The organism is Candidatus Omnitrophota bacterium (assembly GCA_028712255.1).
Lineage (GTDB): Bacteria > Omnitrophota > Gorgyraeia > Gygaellales > Profunditerraquicolaceae > UBA6249.
In genome coordinates this window covers 59765-73499 of sequence record JAQTQJ010000002.1, presented here as the reverse complement: position 1 = coordinate 73499, position 13735 = coordinate 59765, and the positions used below count along the sequence as shown (strand labels likewise).

Annotated in this window: 21 protein-coding genes; 2 read left to right on the top strand and 19 right to left on the bottom strand. The window is 39.5% G+C overall.

Annotated elements, in window-relative coordinates:
* Nucleotides 1-26: 26 nt before the first annotated feature.
* The 5 genes from PHC29_01565 to PHC29_01545 all read right to left on the bottom strand — a co-directional run bounded on the left by PHC29_01565 (nucleotide 27) and on the right by PHC29_01545 (nucleotide 2202).
* Complete coding sequence (locus PHC29_01565) at nucleotides 27-458, bottom strand: hypothetical protein (GenBank protein ID MDD5108186.1); 432 nt, start codon at nucleotides 456-458, stop codon at nucleotides 27-29.
* Nucleotides 404-544, bottom strand: a complete 141-nt coding sequence (locus tag PHC29_01560) for a cation transporting ATPase C-terminal domain-containing protein (GenBank protein ID MDD5108185.1) — start codon at nucleotides 542-544, stop codon at nucleotides 404-406. Before PHC29_01560 ends, PHC29_01565 begins: the two co-directional genes overlap by 55 nt.
* Nucleotides 545-707: 163 nt before the next feature.
* Nucleotides 708-1604, bottom strand: coding sequence for a tetratricopeptide repeat protein (locus tag PHC29_01555; GenBank protein MDD5108184.1), 897 nt, complete (start codon nucleotides 1602-1604; stop codon nucleotides 708-710).
* Entirely contained in the window at nucleotides 1598-1897 is a 300-nt protein-coding gene (locus PHC29_01550; GenBank protein MDD5108183.1) for a lycopene cyclase domain-containing protein, read from the bottom strand. The genes PHC29_01555 and PHC29_01550 overlap by 7 nt, the downstream gene beginning before the upstream one ends.
* Complete coding sequence (locus PHC29_01545; protein MDD5108182.1) at nucleotides 1894-2202, bottom strand: lycopene cyclase domain-containing protein; 309 nt, start codon at nucleotides 2200-2202, stop codon at nucleotides 1894-1896. Before PHC29_01545 ends, PHC29_01550 begins: the two co-directional genes overlap by 4 nt.
* Before the next feature lie 85 nt (nucleotides 2203-2287).
* Between PHC29_01545 and PHC29_01540 the strand changes: the two genes are divergently transcribed.
* Nucleotides 2288-3133 (top strand): phytoene/squalene synthase family protein, encoded by an 846-nt coding sequence (locus PHC29_01540; protein ID MDD5108181.1) that lies wholly within the window; start codon nucleotides 2288-2290, stop codon nucleotides 3131-3133.
* Nucleotides 3130-3999, top strand: a complete 870-nt coding sequence (gene ispH, locus PHC29_01535; GenBank protein ID MDD5108180.1) for a 4-hydroxy-3-methylbut-2-enyl diphosphate reductase — start codon at nucleotides 3130-3132, stop codon at nucleotides 3997-3999. The genes PHC29_01540 and ispH overlap by 4 nt, the downstream gene beginning before the upstream one ends.
* Here the strand turns inward: ispH and crtI are convergent.
* The 14 genes from crtI to PHC29_01465 all read right to left on the bottom strand — a co-directional run bounded on the left by crtI (nucleotide 3980) and on the right by PHC29_01465 (nucleotide 13734).
* Nucleotides 3980-5428: a phytoene desaturase family protein gene (gene crtI, locus PHC29_01530; GenBank protein MDD5108179.1), complete on the bottom strand. Its 1449-nt coding sequence runs from the start codon at nucleotides 5426-5428 to the stop codon at nucleotides 3980-3982. The genes ispH and crtI overlap by 20 nt on opposite strands.
* 92 nt (nucleotides 5429-5520) lie before the next feature.
* The gene (locus tag PHC29_01525; GenBank protein ID MDD5108178.1) at nucleotides 5521-6744 is read right to left on the bottom strand and encodes an MBL fold metallo-hydrolase; all 1224 of its coding nucleotides are present in this window, start codon (nucleotides 6742-6744) and stop codon (nucleotides 5521-5523) included.
* Nucleotides 6745-6957: 213 nt separating this feature from the next.
* Complete coding sequence (locus PHC29_01520; protein MDD5108177.1) at nucleotides 6958-7113, bottom strand: hypothetical protein; 156 nt, start codon at nucleotides 7111-7113, stop codon at nucleotides 6958-6960.
* A gap of 81 nt (nucleotides 7114-7194) precedes the next feature.
* Entirely contained in the window at nucleotides 7195-7767 is a 573-nt protein-coding gene (locus PHC29_01515) for a nucleotidyltransferase domain-containing protein (protein ID MDD5108176.1), read from the bottom strand.
* Between the two features lie 311 nt (nucleotides 7768-8078).
* Entirely contained in the window at nucleotides 8079-8660 is a 582-nt protein-coding gene (locus PHC29_01510) for a hypothetical protein (GenBank protein ID MDD5108175.1), read from the bottom strand.
* A 213-nt stretch (nucleotides 8661-8873) separates the two neighbouring features.
* The gene (locus PHC29_01505) at nucleotides 8874-9260 is read right to left on the bottom strand and encodes a hypothetical protein (GenBank protein ID MDD5108174.1); all 387 of its coding nucleotides are present in this window, start codon (nucleotides 9258-9260) and stop codon (nucleotides 8874-8876) included.
* Nucleotides 9261-9333: 73 nt separating this feature from the next.
* Nucleotides 9334-9756 carry an arsenate reductase ArsC gene (locus PHC29_01500; GenBank protein MDD5108173.1) on the bottom strand — a complete coding sequence of 141 codons (423 nt, stop codon included), beginning with the start codon at nucleotides 9754-9756 and terminating at the stop codon, nucleotides 9334-9336.
* A 34-nt stretch (nucleotides 9757-9790) separates the two neighbouring features.
* Nucleotides 9791-10966: an ACR3 family arsenite efflux transporter gene (gene arsB, locus PHC29_01495; protein MDD5108172.1), complete on the bottom strand. Its 1176-nt coding sequence runs from the start codon at nucleotides 10964-10966 to the stop codon at nucleotides 9791-9793.
* A gap of 25 nt (nucleotides 10967-10991) precedes the next feature.
* A complete protein-coding gene (locus tag PHC29_01490; protein ID MDD5108171.1) occupies nucleotides 10992-11798 on the bottom strand; it encodes a (Fe-S)-binding protein in 807 nt (268 codons plus the stop codon).
* Nucleotides 11799-11807: 9 nt separating this feature from the next.
* Nucleotides 11808-12497 (bottom strand): aromatic aminobenezylarsenical efflux permease ArsG family transporter, encoded by a 690-nt coding sequence (locus PHC29_01485; GenBank protein MDD5108170.1) that lies wholly within the window; start codon nucleotides 12495-12497, stop codon nucleotides 11808-11810.
* Nucleotides 12494-12931, bottom strand: a complete 438-nt coding sequence (locus PHC29_01480) for a nitrophenyl compound nitroreductase subunit ArsF family protein (protein MDD5108169.1) — start codon at nucleotides 12929-12931, stop codon at nucleotides 12494-12496. Before PHC29_01480 ends, PHC29_01485 begins: the two co-directional genes overlap by 4 nt.
* On the bottom strand, nucleotides 12885-13295 hold the full coding sequence (locus PHC29_01475) for a putative zinc-binding protein (GenBank protein ID MDD5108168.1): 411 nt from the start codon (nucleotides 13293-13295) through the stop codon (nucleotides 12885-12887). Before PHC29_01475 ends, PHC29_01480 begins: the two co-directional genes overlap by 47 nt.
* Before the next feature lie 12 nt (nucleotides 13296-13307).
* Nucleotides 13308-13541 carry a thioredoxin family protein gene (locus PHC29_01470; protein ID MDD5108167.1) on the bottom strand — a complete coding sequence of 78 codons (234 nt, stop codon included), beginning with the start codon at nucleotides 13539-13541 and terminating at the stop codon, nucleotides 13308-13310.
* Between the two features lie 28 nt (nucleotides 13542-13569).
* On the bottom strand, nucleotides 13570-13734 hold the full coding sequence (locus PHC29_01465; GenBank protein MDD5108166.1) for a hypothetical protein: 165 nt from the start codon (nucleotides 13732-13734) through the stop codon (nucleotides 13570-13572).
* Between the last annotated feature and the right edge of the window lies 1 nt (nucleotide 13735).

Genomic DNA, 13735 nt, shown 5'->3' with positions numbered 1-13735 from the left:
ATACAAAGATACAGACGCTTTCCATCTCAATCAGAAAACTGCACCAATTTTATGCTGGAAAGTGTCTTTTTATAAATTTTAAGGGCATATCCGCTATACCTATCGTAATAATTTGACTCGCCAAGCTCCTTCTTTAATGAAACGATTATAAAACCATCGATCCGTTTCCAAATGTAAGAGGTAAATTTCACCGGATTAGGATTGCCTTTCTTATCGCGGTAATCAAGGTTATAGCTTTCGATTTTTTTATAGATAATCAGGATGGCTTCTTCAAGCAGGTCGTCTCCAAATCTCTGGATCAAGGCAGGAAACGCTACTTTGTGAATTCTAAAAATTACAAAGCCAACATGACGCAATACAAGCTCTTCCTTGCTTTTCTTTGAACCATTTTGAGCCTTGTGAATCAAACGTCTTTCTTCAGATAGGGAAATTCTAGGATAACGCCGAAGAATATCCACCTGTTAGAGAACACTCCGAGAGCGGACATCGACCGGGTTAGAGACCGGCAGCTAAAAAGATGAAAAAGTTCTCCGAAAACAAGCACATTAACTGCCACCGTCCTGGCCTGCTCCAATGCCGCTACGCTATTTTTTCATACATAAAAATCCCAAAAATAGTTACCACCAGAGAACGATATTGCTTGGGGGCCTTTCCTATTCCGTAATCGGTTATACTTTTACATCGAACAGCGACCGGTAAACTTACAACTAATTTGATTCTATGCCTTTATTAAAACAAATAAATTTACATGTGCCACTTTTGATATCCAGTGCTAATTCGTTCTGAGGATCAATCTCCAGCGCTTTATTTAAATATTTATTATATCTTACGTCATCACCCTTAACTTTATAAAGCTGACCCAATCTTACATAAGCATCAGCAAATAGCGGATCATTTTCAACTGCTTTTTTGAGATAAGCTTCTGCCTTTTCCAAATTTCCCCCGGCTAAAGCAGGCGCCAAAAGATAAAAACTACCCAAGCCAAATTTGACCTCCGCTGATTCAGGCTGTAATCTCTCCGCCGCCTTTAAGCTCGGTAATACCGCTGTGCCATTGATGATCTTTGAGAGAGGGCCTCCGTAGTGCGCGATCATACCCTTTGTACCTCCGTATATCAAATGGGCACGCACCTGATTGCCCCGGTCAACATTTTTTTCTCCCTGTCTCAATACCGTTATAGCCAATCTGACCGCTGCTTTAAAATTCATCTGGGTGTATCTTATATAAGCCAGGGTTATAGAGGCCGGGGGGAAATCGGGATTCTGTTTTAATACCCCGCTTAACAGCTCTTCGCTTTTCTGCGGCTGATGCCGCCGGCGCAGGACTTCAGCCTTTCCCCATTTTGCCTCGATTGCCCTAGGGTCTAAAGTTAAAACTTTATTAAAAGCCTCTCCTGCTTCTTTATCCTTATGTAAATTCAAATAGACCAAACCCAGAACATATAAATCATTTATAGAATCAGGCCTTGCCTTAACATCGGCTAAGATATCCGATAAAATCATATTATCTGCTTTTTCATGCAACTCTTTCCAATCTAAACCGTAAGATAAATTTATCCCTAAAAAAGAAAATGCAACGAAAAATAATATTGATCTTTTTAACATGCCTGCCTCTTTTTAAAATACTCCCAGAAAATTATGGTCATGGTTACCATGCTAAAGCCAAATAAAAAATCTTCCAGAGGAATACTCCCTATCCTTAATCCCAAAAAAAATTGCGGCCGATACATTACAATTTGCTTGCCGGTTAAATAACCGTTCACCAACATTTTAAAAAATAGAATTACCAGGATAAATACATAGTACCCCTTTTTCTTAAGCAGGTTAATATGGCTGGCCTTATCTAAGTAGACAGTCAATAAAACCGCGGCTATACCTAAGATAGTATACTCTTTCATTTAAATCTTCCCCCAAGATACTTAATCGCTTCCCAAGTAAAAATACAACAAAAAGGTATAACCACAAAAAACAATACCTCTTCCAGCGGAAGGTTAATAACCCTAAAACCCCAGACGCCTCTTGGATTAAAGTACCAGTGGCCTCTATATGTTGCGAATATATCCCAACTGCCGAAGATAATAACTATGAGAAATACGCTGATAAAAAGGGAACGGATATTGCGGTAAAATTTAAGTCCGGGCCAAAAACTTAACAGAAAAGGCACTACTATGGACAAAATTAAAACTACCATATATTCTGACATAACACATATATTGTATTGCAAATATTGTGTTTTTCAAAGGTAAAATTTGGTTTTGATTTTAGATTATTTATTGTAGAATATAATCATGGAAGGTTTGCTATTAGCAGAGGCGATCACCAAACAACATGCCAAAACATTCTATTTTTCTTCCCGATTCCTAAAAAAAGAAAAAAGATCCGCCGCATATGCGGTATATGCAATATGCCGCATCAGCGATGAAGCTGTAGATGGTAAACGAGATCCTTCAACCTTAGGCAGCCTAGCTATACTTCAACAAAAAATTGATTCTGTCTACAAAAACGCGCCCCCTGCCGATCCTCTCTTATTAGCCTTTCAGCAATCTATAAACAAATACCATGTCCAAAAAAAATATTTTGACGCCCTCATAGAAGGCATGTATATGGATTTATATAAGAACCGCTACAAAAACTTTGAGGAATTATATGATTACTGTTACAAGGCAGCCGGCGTAGTGGGGCTAATCATGTTAGAGATATTCGGCTACACAAACCCAAAGGCAGCAGATTATGCCATAAGTTTGGGCGTAGCCATGCAATTAACTAATATCCTGCGCGACATCAAAGAAGATTTTAATCGAAACAGGATCTACCTCCCTGAAGATGAAATGCAGCGCTTTCAAGTATCAGAAAGCGATATCTTTCGTTCACAAATAAATGAGAATTTTAAAGCATTGATGAAATTCCAAATAGCCCGCTCAAGAGAATATTACGAAAAAGCCAAACAAGGGATAAAGATGCTTGCTGACCTAAATTCCCGTTTTGTGGCCTGCGCTATGGCTGACATCTACTCCGGAATACTAAACTCCATAGAAAAAAATGATTTTGATGTCTTTACCAAACGTGCCTGCGTAAGCACCCCGAAAAAAATAATCGCTGTCTCAAAGATAATATTTAAAGGAAAGTATCTATGAAAATAAATCTGGCTAAATCAGCAGGTTTCTGTTTTGGCGTAAAAAGGGCGATTGACATCGCCTATAAAACACTCGCCGGTAATAAGAACGTCTATATGCTCGGCAATATTGTGCATAACGAAGAGGTGGCTAAAAGGCTGGAAAAGGCGGGCTTAAAAAAAACTCAGGGGCTCGGCTGCGGAAAAAATAAAATCTTTTTAATCCGCGCCCACGGAGCCGGCCTTAATATTATCGAACAAGCCCGTAAGCTCGGATACAAAATTGTCGATGCTACTTGCCCCATGGTAAAGGAAATCCATAAAATCGCCCATAATGCCCAGAGCCATGGACAGACGGTTATATTAATCGGAGATAAAAACCATGACGAGGTAATCGGAATCATAGGGCAGCTGAAAAAGAAACCAATACTAATCGATAGCCTGCAAAGCGTACATTTGAAAAAGATCAAAAAAATAAAAAAGGCTACTCTTGTAGTTCAGTCTACGCAGAATATTGAAAAGGTAATGAAAATTTTTGATCTATTAAAACCGCATATCAAAGAATTAAAATTATTTAATACTATCTGCCTCCCGACGCGTTTAAAACAGCAAGAGATGAAAAATATGCCTTTGGAAAATGACGTTATGATTATTATCGGTTCAAAGACCAGCGCTAATACTAAAAGGCTTTACGAAATCTCAAAATCGCTAAACGATAGGAGCTATTGGGTCCGATCAAAAAAAGATATAAAGCCTGCCTGGTTTAAAGGGGTAAATTCGGTGGGGATTACTGCTGGGGCATCGACCCCTGATGATACCACAAAAGAAATCATTGCCTACATAAAAAAGGCAACCTTAAACAACCTTCCTATTTCGCCTTGCCTGTAATCAAATCAGCAACAATCCGGGAACCGGCAATTACTACGGGTAGCCCTCCTCCCGGCTGGGTGCTGGCTCCTACAAAATAAAGATTTTTAATCTTATGGTCAAAATTGGGGGGCCTAAAAAAAGCGCTTTGCATCAAATTATGCGCCAGGCCAAAAGTAGCGCCGTATTTGATATTATAACGGCCGATAAAATCCTTAGGGTAGAATCTATGTTCCACCTCAATCAAATCCTCAATCCTGCTGCCTAATTTTTCGCTAATTTTGTCAAAAGTAATTTTGCGCAACATCTCTTCATACCTAGAAATATCTTCTTTGTTCTTTTCCAGGTTCGCTACCGGAACCAATATGTAAAATATCTCTTTGCCTACAGGCGCCAAAGAGGAATCTGTCACTGTCGGCACATGCACGTAAAAAGAGGGATTATCAGGCATTGCCTTTTCTTTAAATATTTGGCTTAGGTTTTTCTTAAGGTCGTTGGAAAAAAATAAATTATGGTGAGCGAACCCACTTACCTTTTGCTTTAATCCCAGATAGATAAGATAAACCGAACAAGAGTACTTATAATTGGATATACGCCTTCCTAAAAGCTCGCTCTGCGCGTAAGCGTAATCGGCATTCACCACCACTTTATCAAAAGCCTCTTCCCGGCCGTCTAATTCCAAAATAAGTTCCCCGCCACTGGGCTTGATTTTCTTCACCTCTGAATTGTACTGAAACCGGGCTCCGAATTTTTTCGCCATCTTTTCCAAAGCCAGAGGAATCTGATACATACTGCCCATAGGATGAAATATTTTCTGTACGTGGTCAGCATAACTGATTATGCTATAAAATGCCGGGGCATTAAATGGGGAAACGCCCATAAACATCGCCTCGAAGGTAAAGGCATAACAAAGTTTCTCGCTCTTAAAGAACTTTTTTGCCAGTTGCCAGTAAGAATCAAAAGCCCGGATTTTTCCCAGCAGCCCCCAATAACGGGGGTTAAATACCGCCTTAGTGGTAAAACAATCGTAAAGCAGAGGCCTGACTGTTCGGTAGATCTTGGCGGTTTCCCGCATAAAACCGTCAAAACCAATACTGCTTCCCGGCTCTATCTTCTCAAGCTCATTTTTGGTCCTTGCGCTATCCTTATAAACCGTAAGTGAATCTCCGTCAGGAAAAAAGATCGTATAACCAGGATCTATCGCTCTTAGATCCAAATATTCTTTTATATCCTCCCGGCAGTAAGAAAAAACCTCCTCGAAAAAATCCGGCATAAGCACAAACGAAGGCCCCATGTCAAACTTAAAGCCCTTGTCTTCAAGCAAATGGTTCCTGCCGCCGCATTCACCCAGCTTCTCAAAAACCTCAACAGAATATCCCTGTTTGGCTAACCGGGCAGCAGCAGCCAACCCTCCCACTCCCGCTCCTATTATAGCTATTTTTTTATTCATGTTTATCACGGCACAATCTCATGCTAACGGCATAACCTTTCTCAATCTCTTACTAGGCATTATATAACACTTTTTAGGAAAGCATTATTTTATTATCCCATGGCACATGTTCCACCGCCAAGTTTTATTTTATATAATTTTTTGTTATAAGGCAATTTCATTAACAGCATACCCATTATGCAGTTATCAGTCAAGCCGGAAAAAATAAGGCCGCAGCTGACAAATACCGGGATAAAAATAAACACCCAATGCACAATCCATGATAAAAGTATCCCCAATAACACTAAACTTCCGGCAATAAGCCGGACCTGGCGTTCTAGTGATATGCCGCCCTCACCTTTGATAACAGGTAACCTTTCCTTCTGCCAACGCGTCATACCGCCTTGCATTACCTTAACGCCATGAATACCAGACTGTATTAACATATCCGCAGCCATAGGGGAACGATTACCGGTGCGGCAAAGGACAATATAGCTTTGCATAGATTGACTTAGGTCATTGATTTTAGCAGAAAGCATATCTATGGGGATATTAATTGAATCTTTAATATGCACTTCACTGAATTCCAAGGCAGAACGTACATCCAGTAATTTGGCCTGAGGATCTTTCTCTATAATTACCAGGGCATCCCTAGGCTCAATCATCTCTAATGCCGCGACTTGGCCTTTCTGGTTTACGCGGATAATATTGTCTATATTAAAAGGCTTGGGAATAACCTTTGAACGCATGTTTTTAACAAATGCCTCTTTATCCTCTTCTTTTAAAAAAGGATTTTCTCCTTTCTCTTTAGCTAATGTAGACGAACGTTTTTCATGATAGTCATGGCCGGGAAAAATTACCGTCTCTCCCGGAAAAGCTTTAAGCTTTTTTAATGTATCAAACATAGACTCAGGAGAACCATTCTGAAAATCCGTACGGCCGACACTGCCGATTAAGAGGGCATCTGCGGAAAATAATTTATTTTCGCCGTATAAACTAACGGCATCATCTGTATGACCAGGAGTATATATGACTTTAAAGCTACTGGAGCCTATGGCGACTTGCTCATTATCCTTTAAGCGCCTATCCGCAACGCTAGAAATTGCTTTTTCATGCATCAATACCTGCGCACCAAATTTCTTCTTTAATACGGATGCTAAAGAAAAATGGTCGGCATGTGTGTGCGTGTCTATGATAAGCTTCAGCATAAGCCTATTTTTCTTTAAATATTCGCTGTATTCATCCAACAGGCTGATATGCGGATCGATAACTAATGCTTCTTCATTTGAACTTAAAATATAAGAGTAGCAACTACCAGCAATGAATTGTTTGAACATGGCCTCTCTCCTTTTAAGAAAATTTTCCATAAAACCCAAAGAGAACTATTTGTACCCCCCGGGGAGTAAAGCTGATCTTCCTGCAGAATGCAGGACACTTGGCTATATCCAATAGGCCAAGGTGCTTAATGAAACATCTATAATGCCCCGCGCCTCGCCTAGCGTTATCTTTTCAAAAAACCGCCGCAATTTTTAAGTGGCAAAAAACAAAACTTAAAATTTAAAATTAATCTGCGGATGTTCTCGCTGAATTTCGTCTTTAATAATCTTGACAAATTCCTGAGCTAATTTTAAAGCACTTTTTGCGTCAGTCATGGAAATATTGATTTTCCAAGGTTCATAGATAAAATTATTACGATTTTTCCTCATATAATCGAATTTTTCAATCTGATCAAGGCCTATCTTTTCCGGTTTTATAAATTTTTTTCTATATACTCATTCAAAAAGCTATCAGAGGTCACCTTCATCTCCTTTGATAAATATCTTTTTGCCCTTTATTACTTCTAAAACAAACGAATTCTTTTTCTTTTTTTCCTTTTTGTATTCATTTTCTGTATAACATGTATAATTAACTTCTTTAAATAATTTCTTTTCCAGACTGCTAATTTTTATCACCAATTCATTATCATCTATACTATCCCCTATCAAAAATATATCTACATCGCTGTCTTGCCGCTCATCTCCTTTAGCAAGAGAACCGTATATAAAAGCAACTTTAATGCTTTTTATGCCAAATAAGGCATCTTTTATAAACCTTATTACCCCTTGCGTTTTAGAAATAATGTTTTTAATTTCTTCATAAATAGAATTTTGTTTATTTAAGGAAAACAGCTTTATGTTACCGATTTTACGTGATTTAAGTATCCCAGAGGTACTCAGTTTTTGCAGTTCCCTATGAAGCGTCCCAACAGACATATGGTATTTACTAGCTAATTGGCGGGTATAATACTCTATCTCAGGCGCCTCAAAGAATGCCTTAAGAAGAGTTTGACGAGTTTTTGAAGCTATTAAGCTTTGCAGCATATTGTTCTCCTTTTGAGAACAATTGTATCATATTTGAGAACGATGTCAACTATTTTTATTGACAACCTAAATAACAAATAATTCTGGCAGAGAAACCCTCGCCGAAACGGTAAACGAAGATATGGGGGGGTCCCTCTCCTGTGAGCCGAAGGGAAACCTCTCTGCTTCCAAATAACACTTATATATAGAAATTACCTTGATATATGCCCAATACTGCGACTTTAGAAAGGTAATTCCTCGCTGATTACTGGGGTGATGAGATATGAAATGGCCGCTATCCCTATTTTCCCGATAACCATCAAGGATAATTTTTATTTAATCTTAAATTCGTTAGAATAGATAATTTCCCTATCAATACTATCTTCATCAAATACGTAAGATAATACCAATCTATAAATGCCTTTTTTAATTATTCTTTCTTTAGGTTTATCCAATAAAATGCCTTTTTCGTTAATAAAGTCGCAAAAAAATGTAATGTGCCACTCATCCTTAATCTCTAATTTTGATTTTAGCTCTCGGGGTTCTGACCTCTCGCAAAGCACCATGATACATTCCCAGTCTTTTTTATTCTTTAATGGGAGACATAAATCCAGATTTTTCCATGTTCCATCGGTTAATTTCTGAAGACCCCAAAACGGCCTACCACCGCAAGAATTAAAACCCCATATTGATTTATCTAGGCCATTTCTCCCTATTATTGTCACTGTATCTCCCTGACTATATTCTGTTTTGTCGGTAGTTATTGTTACTCCCTGATTCTCGGCAAAGATTGGTTTGTTACAAATCCACAATTCTCCAATTAGAACAATACTGAAAATCAAAATCACAATTAAAATTTTGCTTATTAAGGTAACTAAGATATTTTTACCAACTAACCTTTTATTCTCCATCATTCTTCCCTTTTCTCCTAATATGCTACTTCCATTTAGAAATGGCGTCACTCTCGTATTACCTGAGGGGAAACCTCTCTTAATTTATTAGACTAATTATAGGCGCGATACCTCAATATATCAAGAATATTCTAGGTTTAGAGAAGGCATTTCCTCGCCAATATGTCCGTTTTGTCCGGTCTTTTTTGGCTCGGAATTTCGTAACTCTCTGATAAATCAAGAGATAAAATTGTCCGACTCTATTGACCCGGACATAAACGATAAATCCCCATTTTTAAGGACGTATCCGCTGTATCTATCGTAATAATTTGACTCGCTGAGCTCTTTCTTTAAAGCATCGATTATGAACCCATCGATTCGCTTCCAAATGTAAGAAGTAAATTTAACTGGATTAGGATTGCCATGCTTATCACAGTAATTAAGGTCATAGCTTTCGATCTTCTTATAAACGATAAGGATAGCTTCTGCTAGTAGATCCTCTCCAAAGGACCGAACCAACGAAGGAAATGCGATTTTATGGATTCTAAAGATTAAAAAACTAACGTGGCTAAGGACAAGCTCATCTTTACTCTTCTTTGAACCTTTTTGAGCTTTGAGAATCAAACGCCTTTCTTCAAAGAGGGGAATTCTAGGATAGCTCCGGATGATGTCTCTGTATGACTCCCACATGGATCATTCATTTAAGCCATTCGATAATTTTTTGTTTTATCTTATCTCGCACTTGCCTTATTTTCTCTAGCTTCTCCTCCCATGTTCCCTGAAACCCAGAAGGATCATCAAATCCCCAATGAAGCCGCTCGCCCTTACCAGGAAACACAGGACATGCGCCTGACTGCGATTCGTCGCAGACAGTAATGACGTAATCATATTGTTTGCCCTGTTTATAGAAATCAAAAACGCTCTTGGTCTTATTCTGCGAAATGTCTATACCTACCTCTCTCATGACCTCGACAACTACGGGATTTAGCTTGCCCGGCTCAAGGCCAGCACTTTCAACCTCAAACTTATACCCCGCCATCTCTTTTAAAAAGGACTCGGCCATTTGAGACCTTGCCGAATTATGCACACAAATAAATAAAACCCGTTTTTTGTCCATCATGTTTTCTCCTGTTAAAGCAAGGTTGTGAATATCGCTAACGCGTAAACCAACTGCGTGTCCGCAAGCAAAACTTGACTAACATCAGCATTACCGGCACTTCAATCAATACCCCGACCACGGTCGCCAGCGCTACCCCTGAAGAAATACCAAATAGCATGGTTGCGGTAGCAATCGCCACCTCAAAATGATTACTTGCCCCCACCATCGCTGAAGGAGCCGCATCCTCATATTTTAATTTTAACTTTTTAGCCAGCCAATAGGTGACTATAAATATTAAACAAGTCTGGATAAAAAGCGGAACCGCTATCCAAAGGATAGTTAACGGCTGCCCAAGGATAATCTCCCCTTTAAAGGAAAACAAAAGCACAAGCGTAAACAAGAGCGCAATAATTGAAACCGGGCTCAATACATGTAAAAATTTCTTATTAAACCATTCTATACCTTTTAGCGCTACAATCAACTTCCGCGAAAAGTATCCTGTGATAAGAGGCAATGCCACATAAATAACGATCGATAATAATAACGCCTGCCAGGGAACCGGCATCCTTCCAACACCCAAAAGAAACCCGCCTAAAACTCCGTAAAGCAAAAGCATAGTTAGTGAATTAATCGCCACCATCACCAAGGTATGACCATCATTGCCTTTAGCCAAAAAACCCCAAACTAAAACCATGGCGGTACAGGGAGCAATCCCCAGCAGAATACAACCCGCGAAATAACTACGCCACAGCGGCACCTGAAGAACCTTTAAACCTTCATGCATGACCACTGTTCCTGAACCATGGATGGAACCCAACAACCAGTCAGCCCCGGGAGGAAGCTTAACAAAATCCATCGCCTCTACACCAATAAACCCTTTAAACAAAATTCCCAGAAAAATATAAGCTATGGCATACATCGTAAAAGGCTTGATTGCCCAATTCACGAAAAGTGTAAGCCATACCGGTTTTGGGGATTTCCCGGCTTTGATGACTTCGGCAAAATCAATCTTGACCATTATGGGATACATCATGAAAAATAAACAGATCGCGATCGGAATTGAAACTACCGGGGCTCCATTTACATAAATCGCCATACCATCAAGCAACTTGGCCGCCTGCGGAGCAACTTTACCGGTCAATACACCTAATCCAATACATACAAAAACCCAAAGCGTGAGATATTTCTCAAATACTCCTAGATGCCTTTCTTCATGAACAGCTCTCTCCATGTTTTTATCCTTTCTTTCACTATCTTTAAACACCTAATGCTTCTGCCATCTCCTGCATAATTTTATTATTCTCGGAAAATTTTGGTTCCGTTGACAGTGGTGTACAGTTTGAAAGTTTCTGTTCTCCCAATAAAAGCCTGCACGCAAAAGCAAGGCATGTCGCTTCCCTGCATGCCTTACAATTAGTTTTAGGAAGCCAACCATAGATTTGAAGCGCCGTTACTTTAACTTTTTCTTCGTAATTAGGCTTGATGCTATCGCGTCTACGATACGTGTCGTTAATCAACTTCTTAACTTCATCTAAAACGACCCAGGCATCAATAATATCGCCTGCCTTGGCAACGGTAATCTTAATATTATAAAGATTAATCATTTGACGTTCTTTGGCGTAGGTCAATGTGGAAGCGTTCTTGTTATATGAAGCGCCCTTAATAACAGCATTAATATACGGCAAGATTTCCGTAATATCCCGGTCAAGGTATCCGATGAGCCGGATTTTCTTTTCATCGGCCATGCAGGGAGCCACATAGCACAACGTGATACTCTTTAGAAATTCATCGTCTGATTCCAGCGCCTTATATTCTTGCGCTTTTTTAAAATAATCTTCTTCATAATCACGATATAAAAACGGATAGCACCCGCTAATCAGCACATCCCCATCAATAATAGTCAAACACGCCGTCTCTTTGTGTTCTTCAGTAACAACTACTGCCAAAGTAGAAATATGCTTAAAATCTAACCCTTTAGAAATCAAGATTCCCTGGGCTTTTAAACCCTCATCTTGATTCGGAAAAACAATAATTTCATACTGTTTGCTCTTGTTTATTTCCAATCGCACACCTTAAAATAACCTCAGAATATATATTCCTGCATAGTACAGGCCAACAAGGATAAATATGATCCCGGTAATCTTTCGGGTATAGTATTCGAGCCTTGTGATTTTATTAAACCAATGACTCAATGATGTCACGCCTAAGGCAATGGCAACAGCAAATGCAAAAACCGGCAAACCTGTTCCAATTCCGTAAATGAATGGCAGTGCGATACCGCTTTCACTGTTAATCGCTAAAGGAATAAAACTCCCGAAGTATAACGCAGCAGAAATAGGGCAAAATGCCAGAGCAAAAATAAAACCAAGCAAAAAGGCACCCGGAGCGCCGGATTCTACAAGCTTATTATGATGCTTTTGCGATAGCAACAGCCCGGGAAGACGAAGTGGTATTATCTCAAGCAGCACGAGGCCGGTAAAGATTAACAGCGGCCCTAAAGCTTTACCCATATACTTCTGCAAGAACTGGGCAACTTGAGGAACACTTAATAGTGAATTAATAATAATCCATCCCAGGACAGCATAAGAAACCATCCGCCCAAGCGTATACGCCAAACCTGAAATAAACACCAGCGCCGGATGCGCTATTTTCTTAGAGAGAAACGAAATGGCAGCCACGTTACTGGCTAAAGGGCACGGACTAATGGAAGTTAAAATTCCCAACCACAAAGCTGACGCAAGGCTTATAAACATCTCTGTCATTTAGCTTCCCTTAATAAATCGGTAACCCCGCTCTTTACATAATCAATAAATCTCGGCTTATTACTAACATACTCCCAAATCTTATCCATATTAGTCCACTTTACTTCCTTCCCATCTTTGACTAAGGACAGAATAAGAGATTTAGTGTAAAGCTGATAGTCCTTCCCATAATGCTCATTGCCTTTATCCTCCACATTAACAACCTTAAACTCCAGTTTTCCGGACGCAAGCGCATCCTTAAAGTTAGTTTCTATTACTTCCTTTGAATACTGCTCCAACTTGTGGCAGGTCGGACACCGCATCTGTCCATGGAAATAATAAACAACCACATGCGCACCATTCACATTCTCTACTGCTTGAGCTAGAGGTGAAAAAATTATGCCAACGCTACTTAGTACAACAACCGCCAGAAGAACGAGTAATAGTTTCTTCAATTTTTCCTCCTGTTATTTTTGATGTCGCACTTTTAATAGAATTTTCATCGACTTTGGTCTTACCTTTCTCAAACCCCAAATCTTTGAGATTATATGCTTCGATTTTAAAGCCGGCATGCTCAAGCGTCTTCTTGGCGCATGAAACCGGGCAGCCATCAATAGAGATAATTTTCTTGGCTGCCTTGGCAGATTCAATCATCCCGGAAATATGTGCCCCAATACCGGCAAGACAAAACATCTTTGCCTGGCCGCACTTGGCAATCGCTCTGCCAACCCGATCAGACAATTCTCCTACATCCGAGCTGCCTGAACAAGGAAAAACCAACAATCCTGTTTCCTGACACATACAATTTTTAGCTGACATTTTTATCCTTTCCTATTTTGAGAGAATCTTTTTAATCTCATCCTTACTTAATACCTTACCCGCCGAAACCACCGTGCCGTCAATTGCTAATGCCGGCGTCATCATCACCCCATATTCGGTGATCTTACCGATATCGGTAATCTTGGCAATATCCACGCAAATACCAAGCTCCTTAAGTGCGCTTTCTGCATTTGCGGTTAATTGCTTACACTTTGGGCAACCTACCCCTAAAATTTCTATTTTCATTTTATTACCCACCCTCCTTATATACCTTCTATATACCTTCCCGTTTCATTTTTGAGGCATTTTCTCTGTCGATTTTTTTCTTGATCACTTCTTTAACAAAATCCAGCGCTCCGTCTTTATCCCGGTCAATAACAATCTGCTCGACTTTAAATAAATCTCCTTCATTAAGAATAATAAGTTTTCTTTTCTCCATA

What these genes read in the sequence shown, in the direction of transcription:
- PHC29_01555 (MDD5108184.1), bottom strand. Translation starts at nt 1,604, where the DNA reads ATGTTAAAAAGATCAATATTATTTTTCGTTGCATTTTCTTTTTTAGGG.
- PHC29_01550 (MDD5108183.1), bottom strand. Translation starts at nt 1,897, where the DNA reads ATGAAAGAGTATACTATCTTAGGTATAGCCGCGGTTTTATTGACTGTC.
- PHC29_01545 (MDD5108182.1), bottom strand. Translation starts at nt 2,202, where the DNA reads ATGTCAGAATATATGGTAGTTTTAATTTTGTCCATAGTAGTGCCTTTT.
- PHC29_01540 (MDD5108181.1), top strand. Translation starts at nt 2,288, where the DNA reads ATGGAAGGTTTGCTATTAGCAGAGGCGATCACCAAACAACATGCCAAA.
- ispH (MDD5108180.1), top strand. Translation starts at nt 3,130, where the DNA reads ATGAAAATAAATCTGGCTAAATCAGCAGGTTTCTGTTTTGGCGTAAAA.
- crtI (MDD5108179.1), bottom strand. Translation starts at nt 5,428, where the DNA reads ATGAATAAAAAAATAGCTATAATAGGAGCGGGAGTGGGAGGGTTGGCT.
- PHC29_01525 (MDD5108178.1), bottom strand. Translation starts at nt 6,744, where the DNA reads ATGTTCAAACAATTCATTGCTGGTAGTTGCTACTCTTATATTTTAAGT.
- PHC29_01520 (MDD5108177.1), bottom strand. Translation starts at nt 7,113, where the DNA reads ATGAGGAAAAATCGTAATAATTTTATCTATGAACCTTGGAAAATCAAT.
- PHC29_01515 (MDD5108176.1), bottom strand. Translation starts at nt 7,767, where the DNA reads ATGCTGCAAAGCTTAATAGCTTCAAAAACTCGTCAAACTCTTCTTAAG.
- PHC29_01510 (MDD5108175.1), bottom strand. Translation starts at nt 8,660, where the DNA reads ATGATGGAGAATAAAAGGTTAGTTGGTAAAAATATCTTAGTTACCTTA.
- PHC29_01500 (MDD5108173.1), bottom strand. Translation starts at nt 9,756, where the DNA reads ATGATGGACAAAAAACGGGTTTTATTTATTTGTGTGCATAATTCGGCA.
- arsB (MDD5108172.1), bottom strand. Translation starts at nt 10,966, where the DNA reads ATGGAGAGAGCTGTTCATGAAGAAAGGCATCTAGGAGTATTTGAGAAA.
- PHC29_01485 (MDD5108170.1), bottom strand. Translation starts at nt 12,497, where the DNA reads ATGACAGAGATGTTTATAAGCCTTGCGTCAGCTTTGTGGTTGGGAATT.
- PHC29_01475 (MDD5108168.1), bottom strand. Translation starts at nt 13,295, where the DNA reads ATGTCAGCTAAAAATTGTATGTGTCAGGAAACAGGATTGTTGGTTTTT.
- PHC29_01470 (MDD5108167.1), bottom strand. Translation starts at nt 13,541, where the DNA reads ATGAAAATAGAAATTTTAGGGGTAGGTTGCCCAAAGTGTAAGCAATTA.
- PHC29_01465 (MDD5108166.1), bottom strand. Translation starts at nt 13,734, where the DNA reads ATGGAGAAAAGAAAACTTATTATTCTTAATGAAGGAGATTTATTTAAA.